This window comes from Oceanobacillus sp. B139/18, from assembly GCF_055524595.1.
On sequence record NZ_JBVFXI010000003.1, the window covers coordinates 137791 to 156925 of the forward strand.

Sequence of the window (19135 nt, forward strand, 5' to 3'; positions counted from 1 at the left end):
ACATAACGGATTGGAGATGTTTTTTTGAATAAATTTATTCGGGAACCAATGAATGCTTTTACTCATTTTATTGGGATTGTTTTATCTATCGTCGGACTGATATTACTTGTTGTCAAAGCAGCACGGGTCGGAACGCCATTAGACGTCGGTGCTGTCGCAGCTTTTGGTATTAGTTTAATTCTATTATATACTGCTTCAACGGTTTATCATTCTGTGATTGCCGGTCCAAAAACAATTGCTTTTTTGAGAAGAATGGATCATTCCATGATTTATGTACTGATTGCCGGCACGTATATTCCACTATGTCTGATTGCTCTCGAGGGAACGGTTGGCTGGGTACTATTCTGGGTAGTTACGGGATTGGCAGTCCTTGGCGTTCTATTTAAATTAATATGGTTTCATTCCCCGAGATGGCTGTCTACCCTTCTCTATGTTTTAATGGGATGGATTGCCATATTTTATACAGGCCCGCTTGCTCCAATTATCGGGACTGGCGGAATAACCTGCTTAATTGTGGGAGGAATATTTTATACGATTGGGGCATTTATTTACTGGTTAAAGCCGGAGTTTCTGCGTTCCCGCTATTTCGGCTTCCATGAGATATTTCATATTTTTATCCTGCTTGGCAGTATTTCACACTTCTTGTGTATTTATCTGTACGTCATTTAAATAGGCTAAAACCTCGAATTCATTCTTGGAGAATTCGAGGTTTTTTTCGAGTTTATTCGAATATATTTATTCAAGCACTCTTACTTTATAATACAACTTCTACTTTACTATTTTCGTAACCATTTTAATTAATTCCTGCTGATAATTCTTTATATCAAAGCTTTCACTTTGCAGCAGCATACTCTCACTCGCAGCGCCATTTATCAGTATAGCCGTTGCTTTGGGGTCAAAGTCAGCTGAAAAGATACGTTTCTCCTGTCCTTCTGACAAAATGGTTTCTAATCGCAGGTAAAGCGGATCTTCTTCCTCTTCATTCAATTTATAGTAAGGAATATTATCCTCCGTCCGGGCATTAAAGATGATTTCAATCAGTGCTACATTATTTTCAACATATTCATTTTGGTACGTGAGCGTTGCTGTTATATAAGCCAGCAGCTGCTCAAAGATATCTGTCTCTGCCTTCATCCGTTCTTCAATAAATTCGAGCTGGGCACCAATTAAGTAATTTAAGGTATGCTGGATCAGCTCTTCTTTATCGGCAAAATGATAGGAAATCAATCCCGTGCTGATTTTCGCTTGTTTTGCTATTTTAGCAAGACTTAATTTGACATAGCCAATATCATTCAACACATCAATCGTCGCTTTTAAAATTTGTTCTCTCCGCGCTTCAGAGATAAATGTTTTTTCCTTCGTCACTTCATATCACCCTCTTATCATTCGGACATACTGCCGCTTGTCCTCATCACGAATCACAGCTCCCTTAGCCGCTAAATCCTTCCGCAGCACCGCTGCTTCTTTTACATTATCTTCCCTCAGCACCTTTTCTCTCGCAGCAAGCAAACTGTTCACAGAAGCAGGAAAATCAGGATGCTCCGGAATCCAGCGCTGGTAATCCGCTTGATAAGGATCCTGAGACTTCCAGGGAAAATAGTGTTCCAAAAAAGCTGCTTTTATTTTCGGCTGCTTTACATCTGTTTGCGACCGATACAGCTCCTCTCCTTTTTGGCCTAAAACGACAATATCCTTTCTATCCATATAAATTGCTGAAATATCATTTTTTTGCAAGGTAACTTCTTGATCATACCTTTTCATTGTAACTTCTTGATCTGCAATCGTCATTTTTAATGATTCACTGAAGGCATACACCGCAAAGAGAATTCCTGCAATCAAACCAACAATTACTCCGATAATCGATACCCAGGAGCTATTCCAGGATACAATCCATTCAAAAAACGGACCAAACGGGACAAATGGAATTTTAATCAGCCAGCTCGAAATAATTTGAATAAACCAGCCAATAATTGCTCCAAGAAGCGGACCTCCTATAATAATAATCGCTTTATCCATTTTTGATAAACCAAGTACGGTTTCATTTTGCATATTTTATATTCTCCTCTGGATATAGTTTATTTTTTGATTGGTTAATCAAATTCTAACATAAATAATTAAATTTCACTAGTTAAGAGGAAGCAATCCGTATTTTAAAATAGAATAAAAGGTTAAATTGATTTCAGCCATAAATGGATATGTTTTAATTCACTTAAACCGGGAAAACACATGATAGAACAAACATTAACAGGAAGGATGATTATTCATGAGAAATACACAATATCAGCCAGCAAAAAAGAGAGACATTGCTGACGCTCAAGAGGTCCATTACTCTAAAGAATTTAAGCAGGCAGATATTGCTGGCGGCTATCGGAAACCTCGTGTTAATGAGGCAAAATCCGAGAACCCTAAATTAAAACAATAACTAGTTACCTTTTTGACAATATAAAATTTTTAAAAGGAGCTGCAGCACAATCAGTAACTGATTGTGCTGCAGCTCCTTGATTTTTATCTTAAACTCTGAATTCTTGCATCCCCTTCATGCACCACTATATTTTCGCGAGAATGATAAAGAAAAACCAGAATACCGCTTGGTCTTTAAATCACAGGTGTCCTCGCCAAAGCGATGTCCGCTGCGGGAAGTCGCTTTCCGCGGGCAACGCTTCAGTCTCCTCGGAAGAAAACCGCTTCCTGCGGGGCATAAGTGCGACTATGCTTGTGTCTGTTCCTGCCGGCTTGCCAATCAGCAAGTCTTCTTTAAAGGAGATGAGCTCGGGGCCTATGGAAAGCGTAGTATTTTTCCGCAGCGGCTATATTCAGCTTTTTTTATATACTTTCTTATTCTTTGAAAAAAACAATATTCACGATCAGATTGATCTTTTCTTCATTCTTCCTATCGATTCATTCTTACAATTGCCAAAAAGCTGCCTTTTGCGTTGAACAAAAGACAGCTTCCTGCTTCTTAACGTCTATTAACAATAGTGATTTTCCGCATAAACGGAAAACCTATCAAGTAAAAAACAATACCGATGAAAAACATGCTTACAAAGGTCATTATAGTCACATCAGAGAACAGATTGACAACGGCATCAACCAGCCAGCCTTCAAAAGCACCATATAGGGTAACAACCATCAGGACTCCCAGCACAGTTCCTCCACCGACTAATCCCGTCCGGTAAAATAGTAATGCAATGTAATACAATACAGCCATAATTAGGAACATGACAAGGGCATCCACGACAATCCGCATAATCCAGTTATCTGTCAAAAACATAGCCGGATGAACATAAATATAGTTTGTCACACCAACTGCCTGGAATAACCATTCTGTTACCTGCTGCAGGGTGCTTCCAATAAAAGCTATCGCCAAGGAGTATGCAAACATAAAATACAGCTGCATGACATACATGTTTTTACGGGTAGCTCCCATTTTTAATCCAAACGGAACATTGCCTTTCACTAATTGAAACCCGACAATACCAACGTTAAAGTATGTTGCAAACGGGATGGCGAAATACATTTTAAATTCATCGACTCCCAATAATAAATAACAAATAATAGCTGATGCAATGATGATACCTGTTAATATGGAAAAAAATATTTTAGCGGTTCGAACCACATCAACCGTATAATAATAAAACATGCCTTTTATTTGATTGTTCATGGATTAAGCCCCTTTCTTCTTCTCTGTTAAATGAATCATCAGCTCCTGCACCGGAACACCTTCCACTTCTAGACCGGCTTCTTCTGCTTCTTTCCTGCTGCCGAAAGCATATGCCATGGAGCTGCCTGCTAAATCCGTACGCTGGATAATATCCTTATCCACTAAATAAGCATCCACTTTATCCTTTGGTCCAGAAACAGCGACTGTCTTTGCCCGCAATTCTTCCGAGCTTTCCTGGAGCACGACAGCACCCTTTTTAAGAATAATAACCTCTTCAAACATTAAACTGACTTCATCAATCAAATGCGTAGAAAAAATGATTGTCCGGGGGTTTTCCTGATAATCATCCAATAGGATGTCATAAAACATTTTACGGGAAGGAGCATCCATACCGATATAGGGCTCATCAAATACAGTGATAGGTGCTCTGCTTGCCAGACCGGTTGTAATTCCTAACGCAGACTCCATTCCTTTTGATAACGTCTTTACTTTTGCAGATTGCTTCAAATTAAACGTCTCTAATAATTCTTCCGCCATTTCCTGGTCCCAGTTCGGGTAAAAATAAGCAAAAATCTTCAATACTTGCTTTATCTTTAACTCTGGACTGAAATTATTCGCTTCTTTGATCAGACAGATGGATTCTGTGAGCCGCTGATTTTCAAATGGGTTCTCTCCATCAATGGTGATATCTCCCGAAGATGCTAACATTTGACCACTTAAAATATCCATGAAAGTCGTCTTTCCTGCTCCATTTCTGCCAAGCAGACCATAGATTTTATTTCCTTCCAAAGTAAAGGAAACTTGATCCAAAGCATGATTGTCACCATAGGTTTTACTTAATTGATTCACTTTAATTTCCATGTGCCTCATCCTCTCGATTAAGCATATTAATTAGTTCCTGTCTATCCATTTCCAGCTTCTCCGCTTCCCTTTTCATTGGAAGCAGGTAATTCTCATAAAATGTCTGCTTTCTTTTTTCAATCACAATGCTTTTCGCTTCCTCTGTCACAAACATGCCAACGCCCCGTTTCTTGATTAAAATACCTTCCAGGACAAGCTCATTGATTCCCTTGCCTGCTGTAGCCGGATTAATCTGATAAAATTTCGCAAATTCGTTGGTGGAAGGCGCCCTTTCTCCGCCATTCAATGAGCCATCGATAATGGAATCTTCAATTTGCTCTTTTATCTGCAGGAAAATCGGTTTGTTTTCATCTAATTCTTTTTTCATTAGCCTCATTCCTTAATTGGTTAATTACTTATGTAACTAACCCTATAACATAATCAGTATAAAGTCAACTTGTTTATTTAAAAATAATCTGCTTATATTCGTAGTGAAACCTTGTGTACAAAGGGGGATTTACACACTTTTATTTTTCATTTTGAATTGTACAGTTTTGTTAGAGAGGTCTATTTTTCACGCAAAAAAATAAGACCAGGTAAGGTACCCGGTCTTATTCTTCATTCCATTATTCCTCTGCCATTTCCGACTGCACATAATGATAAACCAAATTCTCCGTATGTTTAAGAGATAATTCGTGTGTGCGTTCGAACGCATGCGATGCATCAATTCCCGGTCCAATTAAGCCATGAACGACATCATATCCAGCTCGGATAGCTGCTGATGCATCGGATTGATAGTACGGATAAATATCTAATTGATATTCGATGCCGTTCGCCTTAGCAATTTCTGTAAGATAATTGCGCAGACCGTAATGGTACGGCCCGGAAGCATCCTTCACACAAATCGATACTGTATATTCATCGGTTCTCTGTCCGTCTCCGATAGCCCCCATATCAACCGCTAGGTATTCTACCGTTTCCGGCGGGATATTCGAATTGCCGCCATAGCCGATTTCTTCATTATTGGAAAAGAGAAAATGTGTTGTGTAAGGCAGCTCTGTCAGATCTGCTGCCAGCTTTTCAATCACGTTAATTAAGATTGCTGCACTTGCTTTATCATCCAAATGACGCGATTTAATAAAGCCGGATTCTGTTAATTCTACTCGCGGGTCAAAGGAAATAAAATCGCCTACTTCTATTCCCAATTTACGGGTGTCTTCTTCATTCTTCACCACTTCGTCAATACGCACTTCCATATTTTCCGTATCTCTTTTCAGTTCGCCTGCTTTTCGATACACATGGACAGCGGTTTGATGCATTAAAATCGTTCCCGTATATTTTTCTCCGCTCACGGTATGGATGGTACAATATTCCCCTTCCACAAAATTTAGCGGGAAGCCGCCGATGACTTGTATTTTCAGGCGGCCGTCTGCTTTGATTTCTTTAACAATGGCTCCTAGTGTGTCTACATGCGCTGTCAAGAAGCGATGTTTTGAAGTATCCTTCCCTGGCAGCGTTGCAATCAGACCGCCTTTATTGTTGCGTTTGGTTTGTACGTTACTTTTCGCTAATCGGTTTTCAATAAATAGAATGGCATCTTTAGTATAGCCGCTTGGACTTGCTATTTTCACTAAATCTTTAATTAGTGTTTTTGTTTCCTCTACATTGGGAAAACTACTCATTATATTACCTCCTCCAGGTTTTGAAATGAAGATGAACTTGTCTATTACAGTTTATCAGAAAACGCAGCGTTCGATAAAGCGCATCTCAACAGCTCATTTCACTTTCTTAGCGGCCTTACGCACAAGTCTTCAGGTGCGCACAAAATTACATTTATACCAAAATAGAAAAGCCTTCCTTTTATGTTTGCCTGGAAATTGCATTGTCATGAATTGTTCATAGTTCAAGGAAATGTTACTTTTTTGATTTGACTATACTTGTCTTACACTTTATTCTGCTATAAGCTTAAATCTGGAGAAATTATACTGAATTCAATAAATAGAAGGAGGAAAAACGATGAAAAAACTTACAGGGGCGTTCGCTTTTGTTGTCTTACTTTTCGCATTTAGTGCAAGTCCTGTCTTTGCACATACACATCTTGATACGTCTGATCCAGAGGAAGGCTCAACGGTAACAGATACGTTAGACGATATTACGCTATATTTTGAAACAGTGATTGAAGATAGTGCTGTGATGGAGCTTCATGCTGAGGACGGCACAGAAATCGCGCTTGATAATCTGACTGTCAATGAAGATGAGTTTTCTGCTGATGTCACGGAGCCTTTAGAAAATGGAACATATACCCTCAGCTGGGATATTATCGGTGTAGATGGTCATCCAATGGAAGACTCTATTTCATTCGAAGTGGACATAGAGGAATCTGCCGTTGAGGAAGAGGAAGACACCAATACTGCGGAAGATGAAGAGAATACAGCGGATACACCCGAAGAGCAGGCTGATGAAAATGAAGCAGCCGCAGAAAATAATGTGCAGGAAGAAGCTGCAGATGATACGAATTCCAATACCTTGCTAATTGCTGTGCTGGTTATTGCTATTGTCGCTGTCATCGCCATTGTACTACTAAAAAGGAAGAAATAATGTATGTTTTATGTAACCATTTTTACAGAAACGTTCTTATATCTTTGCCTTGCATTTTTAGCGGGAAGCTTTCTGATTCGACTGCTTCCTGCCACTTCTCATATCAGGGTTAACATATCTTCCAATCTGCAGCTTGCTGCAGTCTGGGGGATTGCTTTATTTGCATTTGTCCCTCTTATCCAGTTAATAACTCATATCGCAGGCCGTTCTACCTTAGGCTCCGCGTTTGAAGATGTTCTATTATCCTTTCGAATTGGAAATGCATGGCTATTCTTATTTATTATTTGTATTCTTTTCAGTGTTTACATTGCTTATATCAAAAATACAGACAGTAAACAGGCAGCTTGGGTCGGAATGGTGTTCACAGGCTTTGCGGCATTTGGAGTCGGCTGGGCAAGCCACGCAGGTTCTTTCGAGGGATTTCTTGGCGTCTTCACACATGGCGTACACATGCTGGCAGTCAGCGCGTGGATTGGAACGCTGTTGATGGCCTCGTGGTTTGTACCAAAGTCTATGGATTGGCAGCGTTTTGTCACCAGCTACCATCCCTTTGCACTTATCTGTTTTGTCATTGTTGTCTTAAGCGGTATTTTATTAGCCCAATTCACCGTGGATTTCAGACAGTATGATGAAGCCCTGCTCGTTTCTTACGGCCAAAGTTTATTCTTAAAACAATTATTTATCATTCCATTAGTCATATACGCTATCTTTAACGGGATTTGGATGAAACGGCGTTTACAGGCCGATGCAAGCCTTCAGGCAAGACCTTGGATACGTGTAGAGTTCTTTATTATTTTATTTATCCTGCTGCTGACAGGCATCATGAATGAGCAATCACCGCCGCTTTACATGGAAAGCCTTATCGAACATAGCGGTTACGCTCCTATTTTAAATATGTTTTATGATGGAACCATGGATGGCGCAGCAATTAGCTTAGCTTTAGACGGCTCTGTTTTCTTCTTTATTGCCTTAGCACTTGCTTGTATTGCCGGCAGTATCTATATTTTTAAAGCTAAAAAACACCCGGCGCTTTCTTGGCTGACCTCGCTGCTCTTTGTCGTCATGGGATACTTTGCTTTTATTCAAAGCATTGTAATCAACTGATTGTCTTTTATTAAACTGAAAAAAGTCTCAAAATGGATAGAAGTGCATTTTGCGACTTTTTTTGATGATAAAAATTTACCTAGATGCAGGTTCTTATTAAAAGTACTCTGACTGCTGATATATCCCTAACAAAAACGCATGTGTTCCAAATAGTATTCAGAACACATGCGTTATATTTACATTATCTCAGTATCGTAACTTTTACATCTTTTCTTCCCCAGCTGAGTGCTTGAGATTGATCCGATACGAATACATCAATTTTATTTCCATTGATTGCTCCGCCGGTATCACGTGCTACAGCTACACCATAGCCTTCCACCTCTACCACACTGCCAAGCGGAATAACGCTAGGGTCAACAGCGATTACTTTTGCACCTGGATTGTTCTTTAAATTAAATCCAGTTGTTGTAATGCCGGTACATCCGCTGCAATCAGCTGTATAAGCTGTTGATGAAACGGTAAATGTTTTACCTGAGCTTTCTTCCTTACTTGAACTCTCTTCTTTTTCTGCAGAATCTTCTTTCGGCTTAGAAGTCTCTTCCTTCGATTCTTCTTTCTTTTCAGGCTCTTCTTTTTCTGCAGGAGCCTCTTCTTCTTCCGGGTCATTTGTGATTGTTTTTGATGCTACACTTGTCTCTTTTTCTTGATGGACTTTAGTTTCTTCTTCCTCTGCTGCTTCCGCTTCTTTAGCTGCTTTTTCTTCTGCGGCTGCGAGCTTAGCCGCTTCCTCTTCTTTTGCTTTTTCTTCCGCCGCAGCAATTTCTGCTTGCGTATCCGCTTCTAAAGAGGCTAATTGGGAATCTGTGATTTCCAGTTCATCTACAAGCGCTTCTAGGTCTGCCTGCTTCGTTTCCAGTTCATCCTTTTGTGCATTGCTGTCAGCAAGTGCAACTTCTACGTTATCTTTTGCAGCGCTTTGCTCTTCTTTTAAGTCATTCAAAGCATTCATTTTTTCAGTTTCTTCTTTTTGCTTGTCTTCTAAAGAAGCAATATCTGTTTCCTGCTGTTCAATTAACTTCGCATCGGAATCTGCTATTTTATTCACTGCATTTGCGCGTGAAATAAAATCTTCAAAGCTCTGTGCGCCGAAGAGAACTTCCAGATAATTGATGTCTCCGCCGGATTGCTGAACAGATACCATCCGCTCTTGTAATAGTTCAAAACGTTCCTCTATCTTTTGTTCAAGCTCTTGCATTTCATCTTCTAAAACAACAATATCGTCTAATAAAGCATCAATCTGTTGATCTGTTTCATCAATCTCCTGCTGCTTTGCTTCTAATTCATTTTCAGTACTTGCGATCTCACTCTTTAACTGCTCCAGTTCTTCTAATACGGAAGCAATCTGTTGTTCAGAATCAGATAACTCTGTTTTAACATCTGAACGCTGATCGCGAATTTCTTCAAGATCATCAGCAGTTTCTGCTTGAACTGGTATAATACTTGAACTCATGAAACCAACTATCATTACTATCGCTAGCAAAAATGATTTCTTCAATTCTACTCCCCCTGTTCCTGCATCACTACTACATAGCTCTCTCTCTGTAAAAGGACATTGATCCTTTTGCTATTATGCAGCTTTGTGAATCATAGGATAAATTTAACACTATATAAATTCCTAATGAAGTGTAACATCTACAGATTGCAGAAAGGTTATAGAAATATTACAGTTTTGTATCGCCGGAAGCTGGTTTTCACCTTAAAGCCTGTCATACGAATGCTTATGGGTGTAATATTACATTCTAATTACAATACAGAATATAAATGAATTTCCCATGGTGAATCCTGGTCTTCAAATGTTTCCTCCAACGATAATCCGATATCTTCCGCATTTTCAATCGGGACAGCAGACAGGATGTAATCTCCTCCCAGATCCTTCAGTGCGTCTGTATCAATAGCCAAGTCCTGAATCGGTTCATTTTTGTTTCTAGTATACATATAATCCTTTCCATGCTCGGCTACATACATGTACAGCCTTCCGCCCCATGTATCAAAATAGTGTTCTAATGTCGGACTCTTATCCAGCTCTCCGGCAATTACTTCGCGAAAACGATGCTTATAATCCAGCGGGAAGCTATTGTTATACGTATCCAACGTGTAGAAGCCATTAAATTGAGCGATGGTCGGATGTAATCCGATGCTGACCACGCGGTAATCACTCGGATCTTCTCCAATATAATCTTGAATCGATGTAAACAGGTCCTCTGAATAAAACTCTTTAAAGGTCGGTGTGTTTACTTCCCGGTACTTAAACTCTTCTGACTGCCCGAAAAGCAGTATACTCTGCCAGATAATCAGGACGGCAACAAGAACCTTCCCGACTTTTTTCAGCTGCCACAAAATAAGTAAGGCTAGTGCAAAGGCAATATACCAGATTGGCGGATCCATAAAATGAATCCGTGCAAAATTAAATGTATTCAAAACAGAAATGCTCTCTTTTAATGGCTGCCAGCCTTCCCAATACCAGAAAGCGTACCAGAAGGAGAGGGCTAAATTAATCAAAAACAGGGTGAAGAGCCATTTTGGCTGCCTGTTTTTAAATAAGGCAAGCAAGATAGCTATTAAAATAACCGGAATAATAATATAAGCCTGTACGGCCTCGTCATGGGTGTGCCCATATAAAAAATTCTCCCATGCTAATTCATAGCTTCGTTCAAAGGTATTTCCGCTTAACTCCAGCTCCTCCCGGTGAGAAGTAAAGCTGTCATCGAAAAACATGGAGGTAATCAATAAATAATCCTTCATCACAAAGATACCTGCCATGATGGCAATGGCAGCAAAAAAAGCACCATTCCATTTTTTATTGCGAATCCAGTCAATCAGCCACAGCAAGCCAATAACTGCTAAAAAGAAAACAAAGCTGAGGACAAAATTAGCAAAAAACGGAATCAGGCATAGCAGTATCCATGTATGCTTCGGCGCCTCTGTCCGGTATTTGCGAATCATTAAAAAGACATATAAAGCAAGCGGCATCCCTGCAATGGAAAGAACTCCCGAAGGCCAGTAAGGAAGCATCGCAAACGCAAGCGAAACGCCTACCGTTATCCAAGGTGTTGTCTCTTTTTTCACAATAAAACGCGTTAATAATAAATACATGCCAAAAAACGCTGCAAAGCGCATAATAGTCTGGCTGATGGTATAGGCTGTGATTGGTTCAAACAGTACATAGAGCCAAAGCGCCGCATCAAAAGCAGACGGCAATGCACTTCTCGGCAATCCGTCAATCGCATACGGCAGCGGCACGTCTGTTAACGTGAAAATAGACCCGCTCTCTGCAAGTACTTTATACCAGACAATATTAGAGTCCATGTTGTCATGGACTCTAATATGTACATCTTCTCCATAAATCACATAAGGAGATAAGTAGGCAAGCAAAACAAGGCAGCCCACCCATATCCATTTATTGTGCATAAAATTGCTGAATGCTTTGAATGACATATGCTACATCCCCTTTACTTATCCCATAGTAAAGTGGTAATCGTATCAAACGTTCACTTTCTATCGTTGTATATCTGTCTTCTCCAGAGAAGACGCCGCATGCTTTTCCTGCGACAGATGAATGCAGCGGGACATAGTGCGTTGCTGTCATAATACCAAGCTGCTTTAAATAACGGATCAATTGACTCCGCACTTCTATATTTCTTGTTTTAATAAAGAATATGTGTCCATTGAAGGCTCTACCTTCTGGAATATAAGGAAGCTCTATCTTTCCTGCATCTGCAAGATCAGCCAATCCTTCTTTATACATTTGCCAGGTTCCGAGACGATTATCATTTATTTCCTTCGCATGCTCCAGCTGTACAGACAGATAAGCTGCATTCAGCTCGCTGAGCAGATACGAGGAACCAATGTCTCTCCAAGAATATTTATCCACTTCTCCACGGATAAACTGTGAACGGTCCGTCCCTTTCTCTTGAATCATCTCCGCACGCTCAACGAGAGAAGGATCATTAATATATAATGCCCCTCCCTCCCCGCAAACATAATTTTTGGTTTCATGAAAGCTGATCGTTCCCATGTGGCCAATCGTTCCCAATGCTTTTCCTTTATAAAAGCTCATTAATCCTTGTGCAGCATCTTCGACCACCCATAGGTTATGTTTCTCTGCAAGCTCCATAATCCGGTCCATATCACAGGATACGCCGGCGTAATGAACGACCACGATGACTTTTGTCTTTTCGGTAATTGCCGCTGCAATTTGTTCCGGGTCGACATTCATTGTCCTTGGTTCGACATCTGCAAAGACAATGTTCGCGCCTCGGAGGGCAAATGCATTTGCTGTCGAAACAAAGGTGTATGAAGGCATAATGACTTCATCTCCTTCTCCAACCTCTGTGAGCAGCGCAGTCATTTCCAGTGCCGCTGTGCAGGATGGAGTAAGCATGACTTTTTTCACGCCCATATTTTCTTCCATCCATTGCACACACTTTTTCCCGTAAGGGCCGTTTCCTGATAATTTCTTTCCTGCGATGGCATCTTTGATTGCTGTATTTTCTTTTCCTATATAACATGGTACATTGAATGGTATCATGGTATCACCTCATTATCAGAATACCTGCTACTACAAAAGCAAAGCCGATGATTTTCTGTGTACTGATTGGTTCTCCAAATAAAAAAACCGAGAATATAAAAACAAGAATAAAAGAAAGACTCATAAATGGATAGGCATAGCTGATATCAAATTTAGTCATCGCAGCCATCCAGCTTAATGCCGCTAAGAAAGCAGCAATAAAACCGGAGAGTATCCAGGGGTTCCAGACAAGCTGAAATAAAAATAGAAATTTATCAAAGAGCCCATCCGGCAATTCCCCTTGCCGATCCATTGTCCACTTAATAATTAATTGTCCATAAACGGTAAACAAAACGGTTCCAGCAATATAAAAATAACCCAAACCTCTCTCCCCCTGACATTCCTTTGTATACTTCTACCGCGATACAAAATAAATGGATATGTGTTTAATAGTATCTGTTTAATAGAAGGAACCGTTCACCTTATGATAAATATCCTTCCCAGCCCGCAACCGGAATCCTAAGCCGATGAAAACATTTAATGACGCCGGATTGCTGGGTGAAATCGATGTAACCAGCTGCTCCCTGCCAGTACGCTCAAATTGCTCTTTGACGCATGCAGAAGTAAAAGGTTTAGCAAATCCCTGTCCGCGAATGTCCTTATGCATTGCTAAAAGCAATACATTTTCTTCCTGATAAGCAAAGAATCCTTTCACACGGCCATCCTGCTTATAAGCAAGAATCAGCTCCTGATCAATCAAGTCCTTTACCCAATTTCGGTAGCGGAGATCGGCCATTTCATTCGGAACATGAAAATCACGGTGATACCTGCCGCCTTGAAATGCTTCTTCGGCAATCGTTAAAATGTCAGCTGCATCATAATTTTCATGGAAGGTAACATCTCCAGCTTCTTCTTCTAAAAATTTATTGCGGTAACAATAGGGCTCCATTAATGTATCTGCATAATAAAAACCATATTTGTGAAGCAATGCCTTATCAGCCAGCGGATCTACTTTAACGGTAAAATGCCCCTCGACATCTGCTGCAGCCTGCAGCGCAGCTTCACTATATTCGGTTAATTGAAAGGTATCAAGCGGGAAATTCCGGCTGTCCCAAGGCGTCGGCTTTAAATATTCACTCATTTTCCTCTTCCTCCCTGTTTCACTTCTAACGTTTCATTTTTTTGGATTTCCCCTTTTATGTCCTTAATTAAATAAATAGGACGGTTCTTCGCTTCGTTGAAAATTTTCCCAAGGTAGAGACCAATAATTCCAAGCTGGAAGAATAGTAAACCGCCAATAAAAAAGATGGACACCATCACACTGGTCCAGCCTTGAACAGGCTCATCCAAAAAGAAATAGCGGGAAAATAAATACAGCGCATAGATAAACGAAGCGAATGCCATCAGAAAGCCTACACCAATCGAAAGCCGGAGCGGTTTATTCGATTGGGAGACAATCGCATCTGTTGCTAAAGCGAATAATTTTTTCAATTGATAGGAGGACTTTCCTTCTTTTCTGGCATCATGCTGTACTTCTATTTTTGTCTGCTGATATCCCATCCATTGAATAAAGAAAGGAAAATAACGATTTTGCTCGCGCAGCTTACGAAAGCTCTCCACTACTTTTTTTCGGGATATACTGAAATTGGCAATTGTTGCATCTGTCTTCTTCCCGGTAAAATAATCATAGACTTTATAGAAGGCTTTTGATGTGAGTTTTTTTACATTCTTATCCTGCCTTTGCATGCGCTGTGCAAAGACAACATCATAGCCGTCCTGGGCCCGTTCGTACAGCGAAGCAATTTCTTCCGGCCGGTCCTGCAAATCACAATCCATCACAACCACCCAGTCTCCTGAGGTAAAGTCAAGACCTGCCGTGATGGCATGATGCTGTCCAAAATTACGGGACAAATTAATTCCTTTTATTTTTTTATCTTTCTGATGAAGCTTAAGCATTGTTTCCCAGGCATGGTCCGGGCTCGCATCATTTACCATAATGATTTCATAATCTGCCGGAATGGACTGGATAGTTTGAATAATGCGTTCTGCGAGCTCGACAAGGCAGCGTTCACAGCCATAGACCGGGACAACAACTGAAATCAAATCGGTACGTTTGTTTTCCATTTTGCTACATACCATTCCACAGTTTTTCTCAGTCCATCCTCTAAATCAACTTGCGGCTGCCAGCCTAGTTCCCTTTGAATTTTACTTGCATCGATGGCGTATCTCTTATCATGTCCTTTTCGATCCGTCACAAAGGTAATCAAATCAGAAAAATGCGCTAAACGATACTTTTGCAGTAAATCTGGTCTTTGCTCGTCTAATAAATAACAAACGGCATTGGTGATGGTGATATTTTCCTGTTCATTATTTCCGCCGACATTATAGGTTTCCATCGTTTTACCCTGATGATAAACCATATCGATTGCTCGGCAGTGGTCCTCAACAAACAGCCAGTCACGGATATTCTTCCCATCCCCGTAAATCGGTATCGGCTCATTTGCCAAAGCCTGCCGGATAATCGTAGGCAGAAGCTTCTCATCATGCTGTCTTGGTCCATAATTATTCGAGCAGGAGGAAATAATCACATTCATCCCATACGTATGACCAAAGCTTTTTACTAAAAAGTTCGCTCCAGCTTTCGATGCGCTGTATGGATTTCTTGGGTCATAGGGCGTGTCCTCTGTAAATTTTCCAGATTCACCTAATGAGCCATAAATTTCATCCGTGGATATGTGATGAAATCTGCGCTCACCAAGCTCTCCTTTTTCCTCCCAATCTGCTCTCGCCGCCTGCAAAAGATTCAACGTACCAACGACATTTGTATCGATGAACGGGCTCGCATCATGAATCGAACGGTCTACATGGGATTCTGCAGCAAAATGAATAACCCCTTCAATATCATACTCTTTGAAAATCGCTGCTACGGTTTTCATATCTGCAATATCGCCATGAATAAATTGATAATTCCCGTTATTCTCGACTTCAGTTAAATTAGCTAAAGAGCCGGCATAGGTTAGCTTATCTACATTAATCAATTGCTGATCAGGATATTTCTGCTGGTAATAGTGGATGAAGTTGGAGCCGATAAAGCCAGCTCCGCCAGTAATTAAGATAGCCCTACTCATTTTCAACCAGTCCTAACATCGGATGATGGTCGATGGTATCCCAGTATTGCTGGCTATGCTTGCGATTGGCAATTTCTATTAAATATTGCCCATAATCGGTTTTTTCCATCGACTTTCCTTTTTCATATAATACATCTCTTGATATATATCCCAGATAGAAAGCAATCTCTTCCAGGCAGGCAATTTTAAATCCTTGGCGCTGCTGGGTCGTTTTGATAAATTCCGCTGCATCAAACAACGACTCCTGGGTGCCTGTATCCATCCACGCAAAGCCTCTGCCTAACAGCTCTACATGAAGCTGATTCCATTTTAAATATTCTTTATTTAAGTCGGTAATTTCTAATTCCCCTCGTTCTGAAGGTTTGAGCTTTTTAGCAATCTTCACTGCTCTGGAATCATATATATACAGCCCTGTTACGGCAAAGTCTGATTTTGGATCATCTGGTTTTTCCTCAATCGAAATTGCTTTTTGATGATGATCAAATTCAACCACACCAAAGCGCTCGGGGTCTTTAACCCGATATCCAAATACAGTCGCATGCTGATGGTTCTTTATCGCATTCCGCAATAAGGTGGTAAACCCTTGGCCATAGAAAATATTATCCGCAAGAATCAGCGTAACATTATCCTTTCCGATGAATTCTTCAGCAAGAATAAAGGCTTCAGGAATTCCTTTTGGTTCAGCCTGTTCTTTATAGACAATTTGAATACCTAATGCCGATCCGTCTCCCAGTAATGTCTCGAAACGAGCAATATCTTCTGGTGTACTAATAATCATCACTTCTTTAATACCACCCAGCATCAAGACAGATAGCGGATAATAAATCATCGGCTTGTCATAAACAGGCAGCAGGTGCTTATTCATACTATCTGTACTCGGAGACAGACGTGTTCCACTTCCTCCAGCCAGAATAATTCCTTTCATGATACACACCCTCCATCAAAATATATTTTTATTGTTTTTAAAACATAGGTCTTGTTATTATCTACATTATTCCTTTAAAGACCGTTTTGTAAACTTACATTCTTGTTTCAAATTTATTTCGTGAATAGAAAAGCTGTTGCAGATTTACCATGAAATTGCCACAATTGTATAGAAACAGGAAATGATGCGGATTTATTTTATCGCAGGTGCCTGTTTTTAATATAATAAACCATCTCTATGTTTGCTAAAAATGTGTATGCGAATAATTTAAAACGCACTATTACAAACAGAAATCTGTTAGAGTAATAGCTAAAATAGAAATAGATTAAGTAAGGAAGATTTTAAATGAACAGACAGCAATTAGAGAAAAACATATACAAATATGCCTCTGAGTTACTTACGGAGAAAGGTTATGTCAGTCCAATCGATGTTTTGATGAAAATGGAGAAATTATCAAAGAAGCAAGCTGAGGATTGGCACTTTAAACGGATTCCTTATTTGGAAAAATGCGGCTATCCCATGCCAAAAAAGCGATATCCTGCTTTAAGAAACTCACAAACGATGAGAGAAAAACAATCGAATTATAGATGGATAGAAAATGACGCAGCCTATGGATTGTACACATAAGCTGCGTCTCTTTGTATTACATTTACCTGCCTATCGTTGAACGCTATCTTTCTCTTTTGCGATACATTTCCTAATATCCATCATCGCCTGCAAATGCATGCCTTCATGAAAAATCGTCCGTATTAAAACCTGTTCTATTGTATAATTCCCCATATCAATCGGTGCAAATTGCTCTGTCAACCGGTGCTGATACTGCTTTTTAATCACATTGGGCTGGTCTCTCAGCAAATTCTTCAAGGCTTCAAAAGCTGGTGTTTCTGATGTAAAGTCTTTTGGCGATGTACCAAACCCAAACCATTGATTAAAATATTTCGTTGCTTCGGAGGTTTCTTGAGTCAATGCTTCTATCCAAAGAAATTGATCCAATTGAACTACCCCCACTTATCAACCTTATAGGCTGCTTGAAGTAGGAGATTCCTAAGAACACCAACCCATTGGTCAGTTATGGATTAGGCTAGCCCCGCAGTCCCTGCGGTTATTCGTAATGCTTCCTTACGAAGATTCCTGCTTGCGTTAATATCTCTTTGATGATGGCATTGACAGCTACACGTCCATGCACGCAAAGCAAGGTTTTTAACGTCTTTGTTTTGGTGCCCACAATGAGAACATAACTGACTGGATGGATAGCTTTTCGAAACTACAACAACCTGCTTTCCATACCAGGCCGCTTTATATTCCAGCATCGTTCGGAACGTTGACCAGGATACATCGCTAATCGCTTTTGCAAGATTATGATTTTTCAACATGTTTATCACAGACAAATCTTCTATTTCGATGATATCGTGGTTTTTGATTATCTCGGTGGAGATTTTATCTAACATGTCTTTTCTTTTATTAGCAATTTTTTCGTGAAGTCGAGCTACTTTTCGTTTTTGTTTCTGCCAATTCGACGAGCCCACCTGTCGCCTTGAAAGAATCACCTGCGCTTTTGCCAGCTTTTTTTCTAATGTCCGGAAAAACCTTGGATTTTCATACACCGTCCCATCGGAAAGGGTTTCAAAATCGGTTAATCCGACATCGACGCCTACAGAGGAACCTGTTTTTTCATAGTGCTTAACTTCCGTTTCCGCCACAATCGAAACAAAGTATTTTCCTGATGCGTTGCGCCTAACTGTTACATTGATAATACGCCCTTCCACTTCCCGACTTTTGGCAAAACGGACAAGCCCGAGTTTGGGCAGTTTGATATGTTTATCCAATACAGCAATATTTCCATTGACATGTTTGGTTGTATACGATTGAATAGGGTTCTTCTTTGATTTAAAACGAGGAGCCTTGTTCTGTTTCTTGTAATAACGTGTATAGGAATCATTCACGTTTTCAACAGCTTTTTGAAGGGCAATACTATCGACTTCTTTGAGGAAGGGATAGGTTTTCTTCAATTCTGGAACCGCTTTGATTGCCTTATTTTTATTGAAAAATTCGCTCTTCCAATTATTTTGAAGAAGCTGTCCGTTTTGTACCATTTCATTCACCGTATGCCAATAGTGGTCTTTTTCTTTTTGTTTTCCTGTAAAATAGTTGTAGACAAAGCGGGAGCAGCCGATTGTCTTATGGATGAAGGTGATTTGTTTTTTGTTCGGATAGATACGAAAACGAAATGCTTTTTTTACTTTCATGGCTTCTTACCTCCTCCTGTCTATTATATCAGAAGAAGGATGTTTTTGGAACGTTTGTTCGATTCGATGTTGAACAATTGAGACACTCTAAAGCAAGCTTTTGTGCATAGGAAATTCACCTCCCCC

General features: G+C 40.1%; 21 protein-coding genes. 5 read left to right on the forward strand and 16 right to left on the reverse strand.

Translation table 11 applies throughout. The features are described 5' to 3' along the window. Positions 1-24: 24 nt before the first annotated feature. Entirely contained in the window at positions 25-669 is a 645-nt protein-coding gene (gene trhA / locus ACZSMY_RS11115; protein ID WP_042530514.1) for a PAQR family membrane homeostasis protein TrhA, read from the forward strand. 99 nt (positions 670-768) lie between these two features. On the opposite strand, the gene ACZSMY_RS11120 is transcribed toward trhA, so the two are convergent. Both ACZSMY_RS11120 and ACZSMY_RS11125 read right to left on the reverse strand, forming a co-directional pair. Beyond that, the gene (locus ACZSMY_RS11120; RefSeq protein ID WP_042530512.1) at positions 769-1365 is read right to left on the reverse strand and encodes a TetR/AcrR family transcriptional regulator; all 597 of its coding nucleotides are present in this window, start codon (positions 1363-1365) and stop codon (positions 769-771) included. A 6-nt stretch (positions 1366-1371) separates the two neighbouring features. Continuing rightward, positions 1372-2049: a YqeB family protein gene (locus ACZSMY_RS11125; RefSeq protein ID WP_193063552.1), complete on the reverse strand. Its 678-nt coding sequence runs from the start codon at positions 2047-2049 to the stop codon at positions 1372-1374. Positions 2050-2263: 214 nt separating this feature from the next. On the opposite strand from ACZSMY_RS11125, the gene ACZSMY_RS11130 reads away from it, so the two are divergent. Beyond that, on the forward strand, positions 2264-2422 hold the full coding sequence (locus ACZSMY_RS11130; protein WP_139089027.1) for a YfhE family protein: 159 nt from the start codon (positions 2264-2266) through the stop codon (positions 2420-2422). Between the two features lie 537 nt (positions 2423-2959). On the opposite strand, the gene ACZSMY_RS11135 is transcribed toward ACZSMY_RS11130, so the two are convergent. The 4 genes from ACZSMY_RS11135 to ACZSMY_RS11150 all read right to left on the reverse strand — a co-directional run bounded on the left by ACZSMY_RS11135 (position 2960) and on the right by ACZSMY_RS11150 (position 6183). Then, the gene (locus tag ACZSMY_RS11135; protein ID WP_042530506.1) at positions 2960-3661 is read right to left on the reverse strand and encodes a hypothetical protein; all 702 of its coding nucleotides are present in this window, start codon (positions 3659-3661) and stop codon (positions 2960-2962) included. A gap of 3 nt (positions 3662-3664) precedes the next feature. Then, positions 3665-4522: an ABC transporter ATP-binding protein gene (locus ACZSMY_RS11140; protein ID WP_042530504.1), complete on the reverse strand. Its 858-nt coding sequence runs from the start codon at positions 4520-4522 to the stop codon at positions 3665-3667. Beyond that, entirely contained in the window at positions 4512-4889 is a 378-nt protein-coding gene (locus ACZSMY_RS11145; RefSeq protein WP_042530501.1) for a GntR family transcriptional regulator, read from the reverse strand. Before ACZSMY_RS11145 ends, ACZSMY_RS11140 begins: the two co-directional genes overlap by 11 nt. Before the next feature lie 238 nt (positions 4890-5127). Then, positions 5128-6183, reverse strand: a complete 1056-nt coding sequence (locus tag ACZSMY_RS11150; RefSeq protein WP_465147784.1) for a M42 family metallopeptidase — start codon at positions 6181-6183, stop codon at positions 5128-5130. Between the two features lie 334 nt (positions 6184-6517). Between ACZSMY_RS11150 and ACZSMY_RS11155 the strand changes: the two genes are divergently transcribed. Continuing rightward, positions 6518-7099, forward strand: a complete 582-nt coding sequence (locus tag ACZSMY_RS11155; RefSeq protein WP_193063544.1) for a copper resistance CopC family protein — start codon at positions 6518-6520, stop codon at positions 7097-7099. Between the two features lie 3 nt (positions 7100-7102). Continuing rightward, positions 7103-8203 (forward strand): copper resistance D family protein, encoded by a 1101-nt coding sequence (locus ACZSMY_RS11160; protein WP_193063542.1) that lies wholly within the window; start codon positions 7103-7105, stop codon positions 8201-8203. Positions 8204-8384: 181 nt separating this feature from the next. Here ACZSMY_RS11160 and ACZSMY_RS11165 read toward each other — a convergent pair whose 3' ends face one another. From ACZSMY_RS11165 to rfbA, 8 genes are all read right to left on the reverse strand, one after another. Beyond that, positions 8385-9698: a PcsB-like coiled-coil domain-containing protein gene (locus tag ACZSMY_RS11165; RefSeq protein WP_193063540.1), complete on the reverse strand. Its 1314-nt coding sequence runs from the start codon at positions 9696-9698 to the stop codon at positions 8385-8387. Between the two features lie 248 nt (positions 9699-9946). Further along, positions 9947-11638: a DUF6044 family protein gene (locus tag ACZSMY_RS11170; RefSeq protein ID WP_256704964.1), complete on the reverse strand. Its 1692-nt coding sequence runs from the start codon at positions 11636-11638 to the stop codon at positions 9947-9949. After that, positions 11601-12731, reverse strand: a complete 1131-nt coding sequence (gene rffA, locus ACZSMY_RS11175) for a dTDP-4-amino-4,6-dideoxygalactose transaminase (protein ID WP_042530487.1) — start codon at positions 12729-12731, stop codon at positions 11601-11603. Before rffA ends, ACZSMY_RS11170 begins: the two co-directional genes overlap by 38 nt. A gap of 4 nt (positions 12732-12735) precedes the next feature. After that, entirely contained in the window at positions 12736-13092 is a 357-nt protein-coding gene (locus tag ACZSMY_RS11180) for an EamA family transporter (protein ID WP_042530485.1), read from the reverse strand. A 78-nt stretch (positions 13093-13170) separates the two neighbouring features. Next, a complete protein-coding gene (locus ACZSMY_RS11185) occupies positions 13171-13851 on the reverse strand; it encodes a GNAT family N-acetyltransferase (RefSeq protein ID WP_193063536.1) in 681 nt (226 codons plus the stop codon). Then, the gene (locus ACZSMY_RS11190) at positions 13848-14834 is read right to left on the reverse strand and encodes a glycosyltransferase family 2 protein (RefSeq protein WP_289584336.1); all 987 of its coding nucleotides are present in this window, start codon (positions 14832-14834) and stop codon (positions 13848-13850) included. The genes ACZSMY_RS11185 and ACZSMY_RS11190 overlap by 4 nt, the downstream gene beginning before the upstream one ends. Then, the gene (gene rfbB / locus ACZSMY_RS11195; RefSeq protein ID WP_289584337.1) at positions 14810-15838 is read right to left on the reverse strand and encodes a dTDP-glucose 4,6-dehydratase; all 1029 of its coding nucleotides are present in this window, start codon (positions 15836-15838) and stop codon (positions 14810-14812) included. The genes ACZSMY_RS11190 and rfbB overlap by 25 nt, the downstream gene beginning before the upstream one ends. Next, positions 15831-16763, reverse strand: a complete 933-nt coding sequence (rfbA, locus tag ACZSMY_RS11200) for a glucose-1-phosphate thymidylyltransferase RfbA (RefSeq protein ID WP_193063530.1) — start codon at positions 16761-16763, stop codon at positions 15831-15833. Before rfbA ends, rfbB begins: the two co-directional genes overlap by 8 nt. 345 nt (positions 16764-17108) lie before the next feature. Between rfbA and ACZSMY_RS11205 the strand changes: the two genes are divergently transcribed. Beyond that, positions 17109-17390: a hypothetical protein gene (locus tag ACZSMY_RS11205; protein WP_193063528.1), complete on the forward strand. Its 282-nt coding sequence runs from the start codon at positions 17109-17111 to the stop codon at positions 17388-17390. 30 nt (positions 17391-17420) lie between these two features. On the opposite strand, the gene ACZSMY_RS11210 is transcribed toward ACZSMY_RS11205, so the two are convergent. Continuing rightward, entirely contained in the window at positions 17421-17756 is a 336-nt protein-coding gene (locus ACZSMY_RS11210) for a hypothetical protein (RefSeq protein ID WP_368901418.1), read from the reverse strand. 83 nt (positions 17757-17839) lie between these two features. Then, entirely contained in the window at positions 17840-19009 is a 1170-nt protein-coding gene (gene tnpB / locus ACZSMY_RS11215) for an IS200/IS605 family element RNA-guided endonuclease TnpB (protein WP_465147785.1), read from the reverse strand. Positions 19010-19135: the final 126 nt, after the last annotated feature.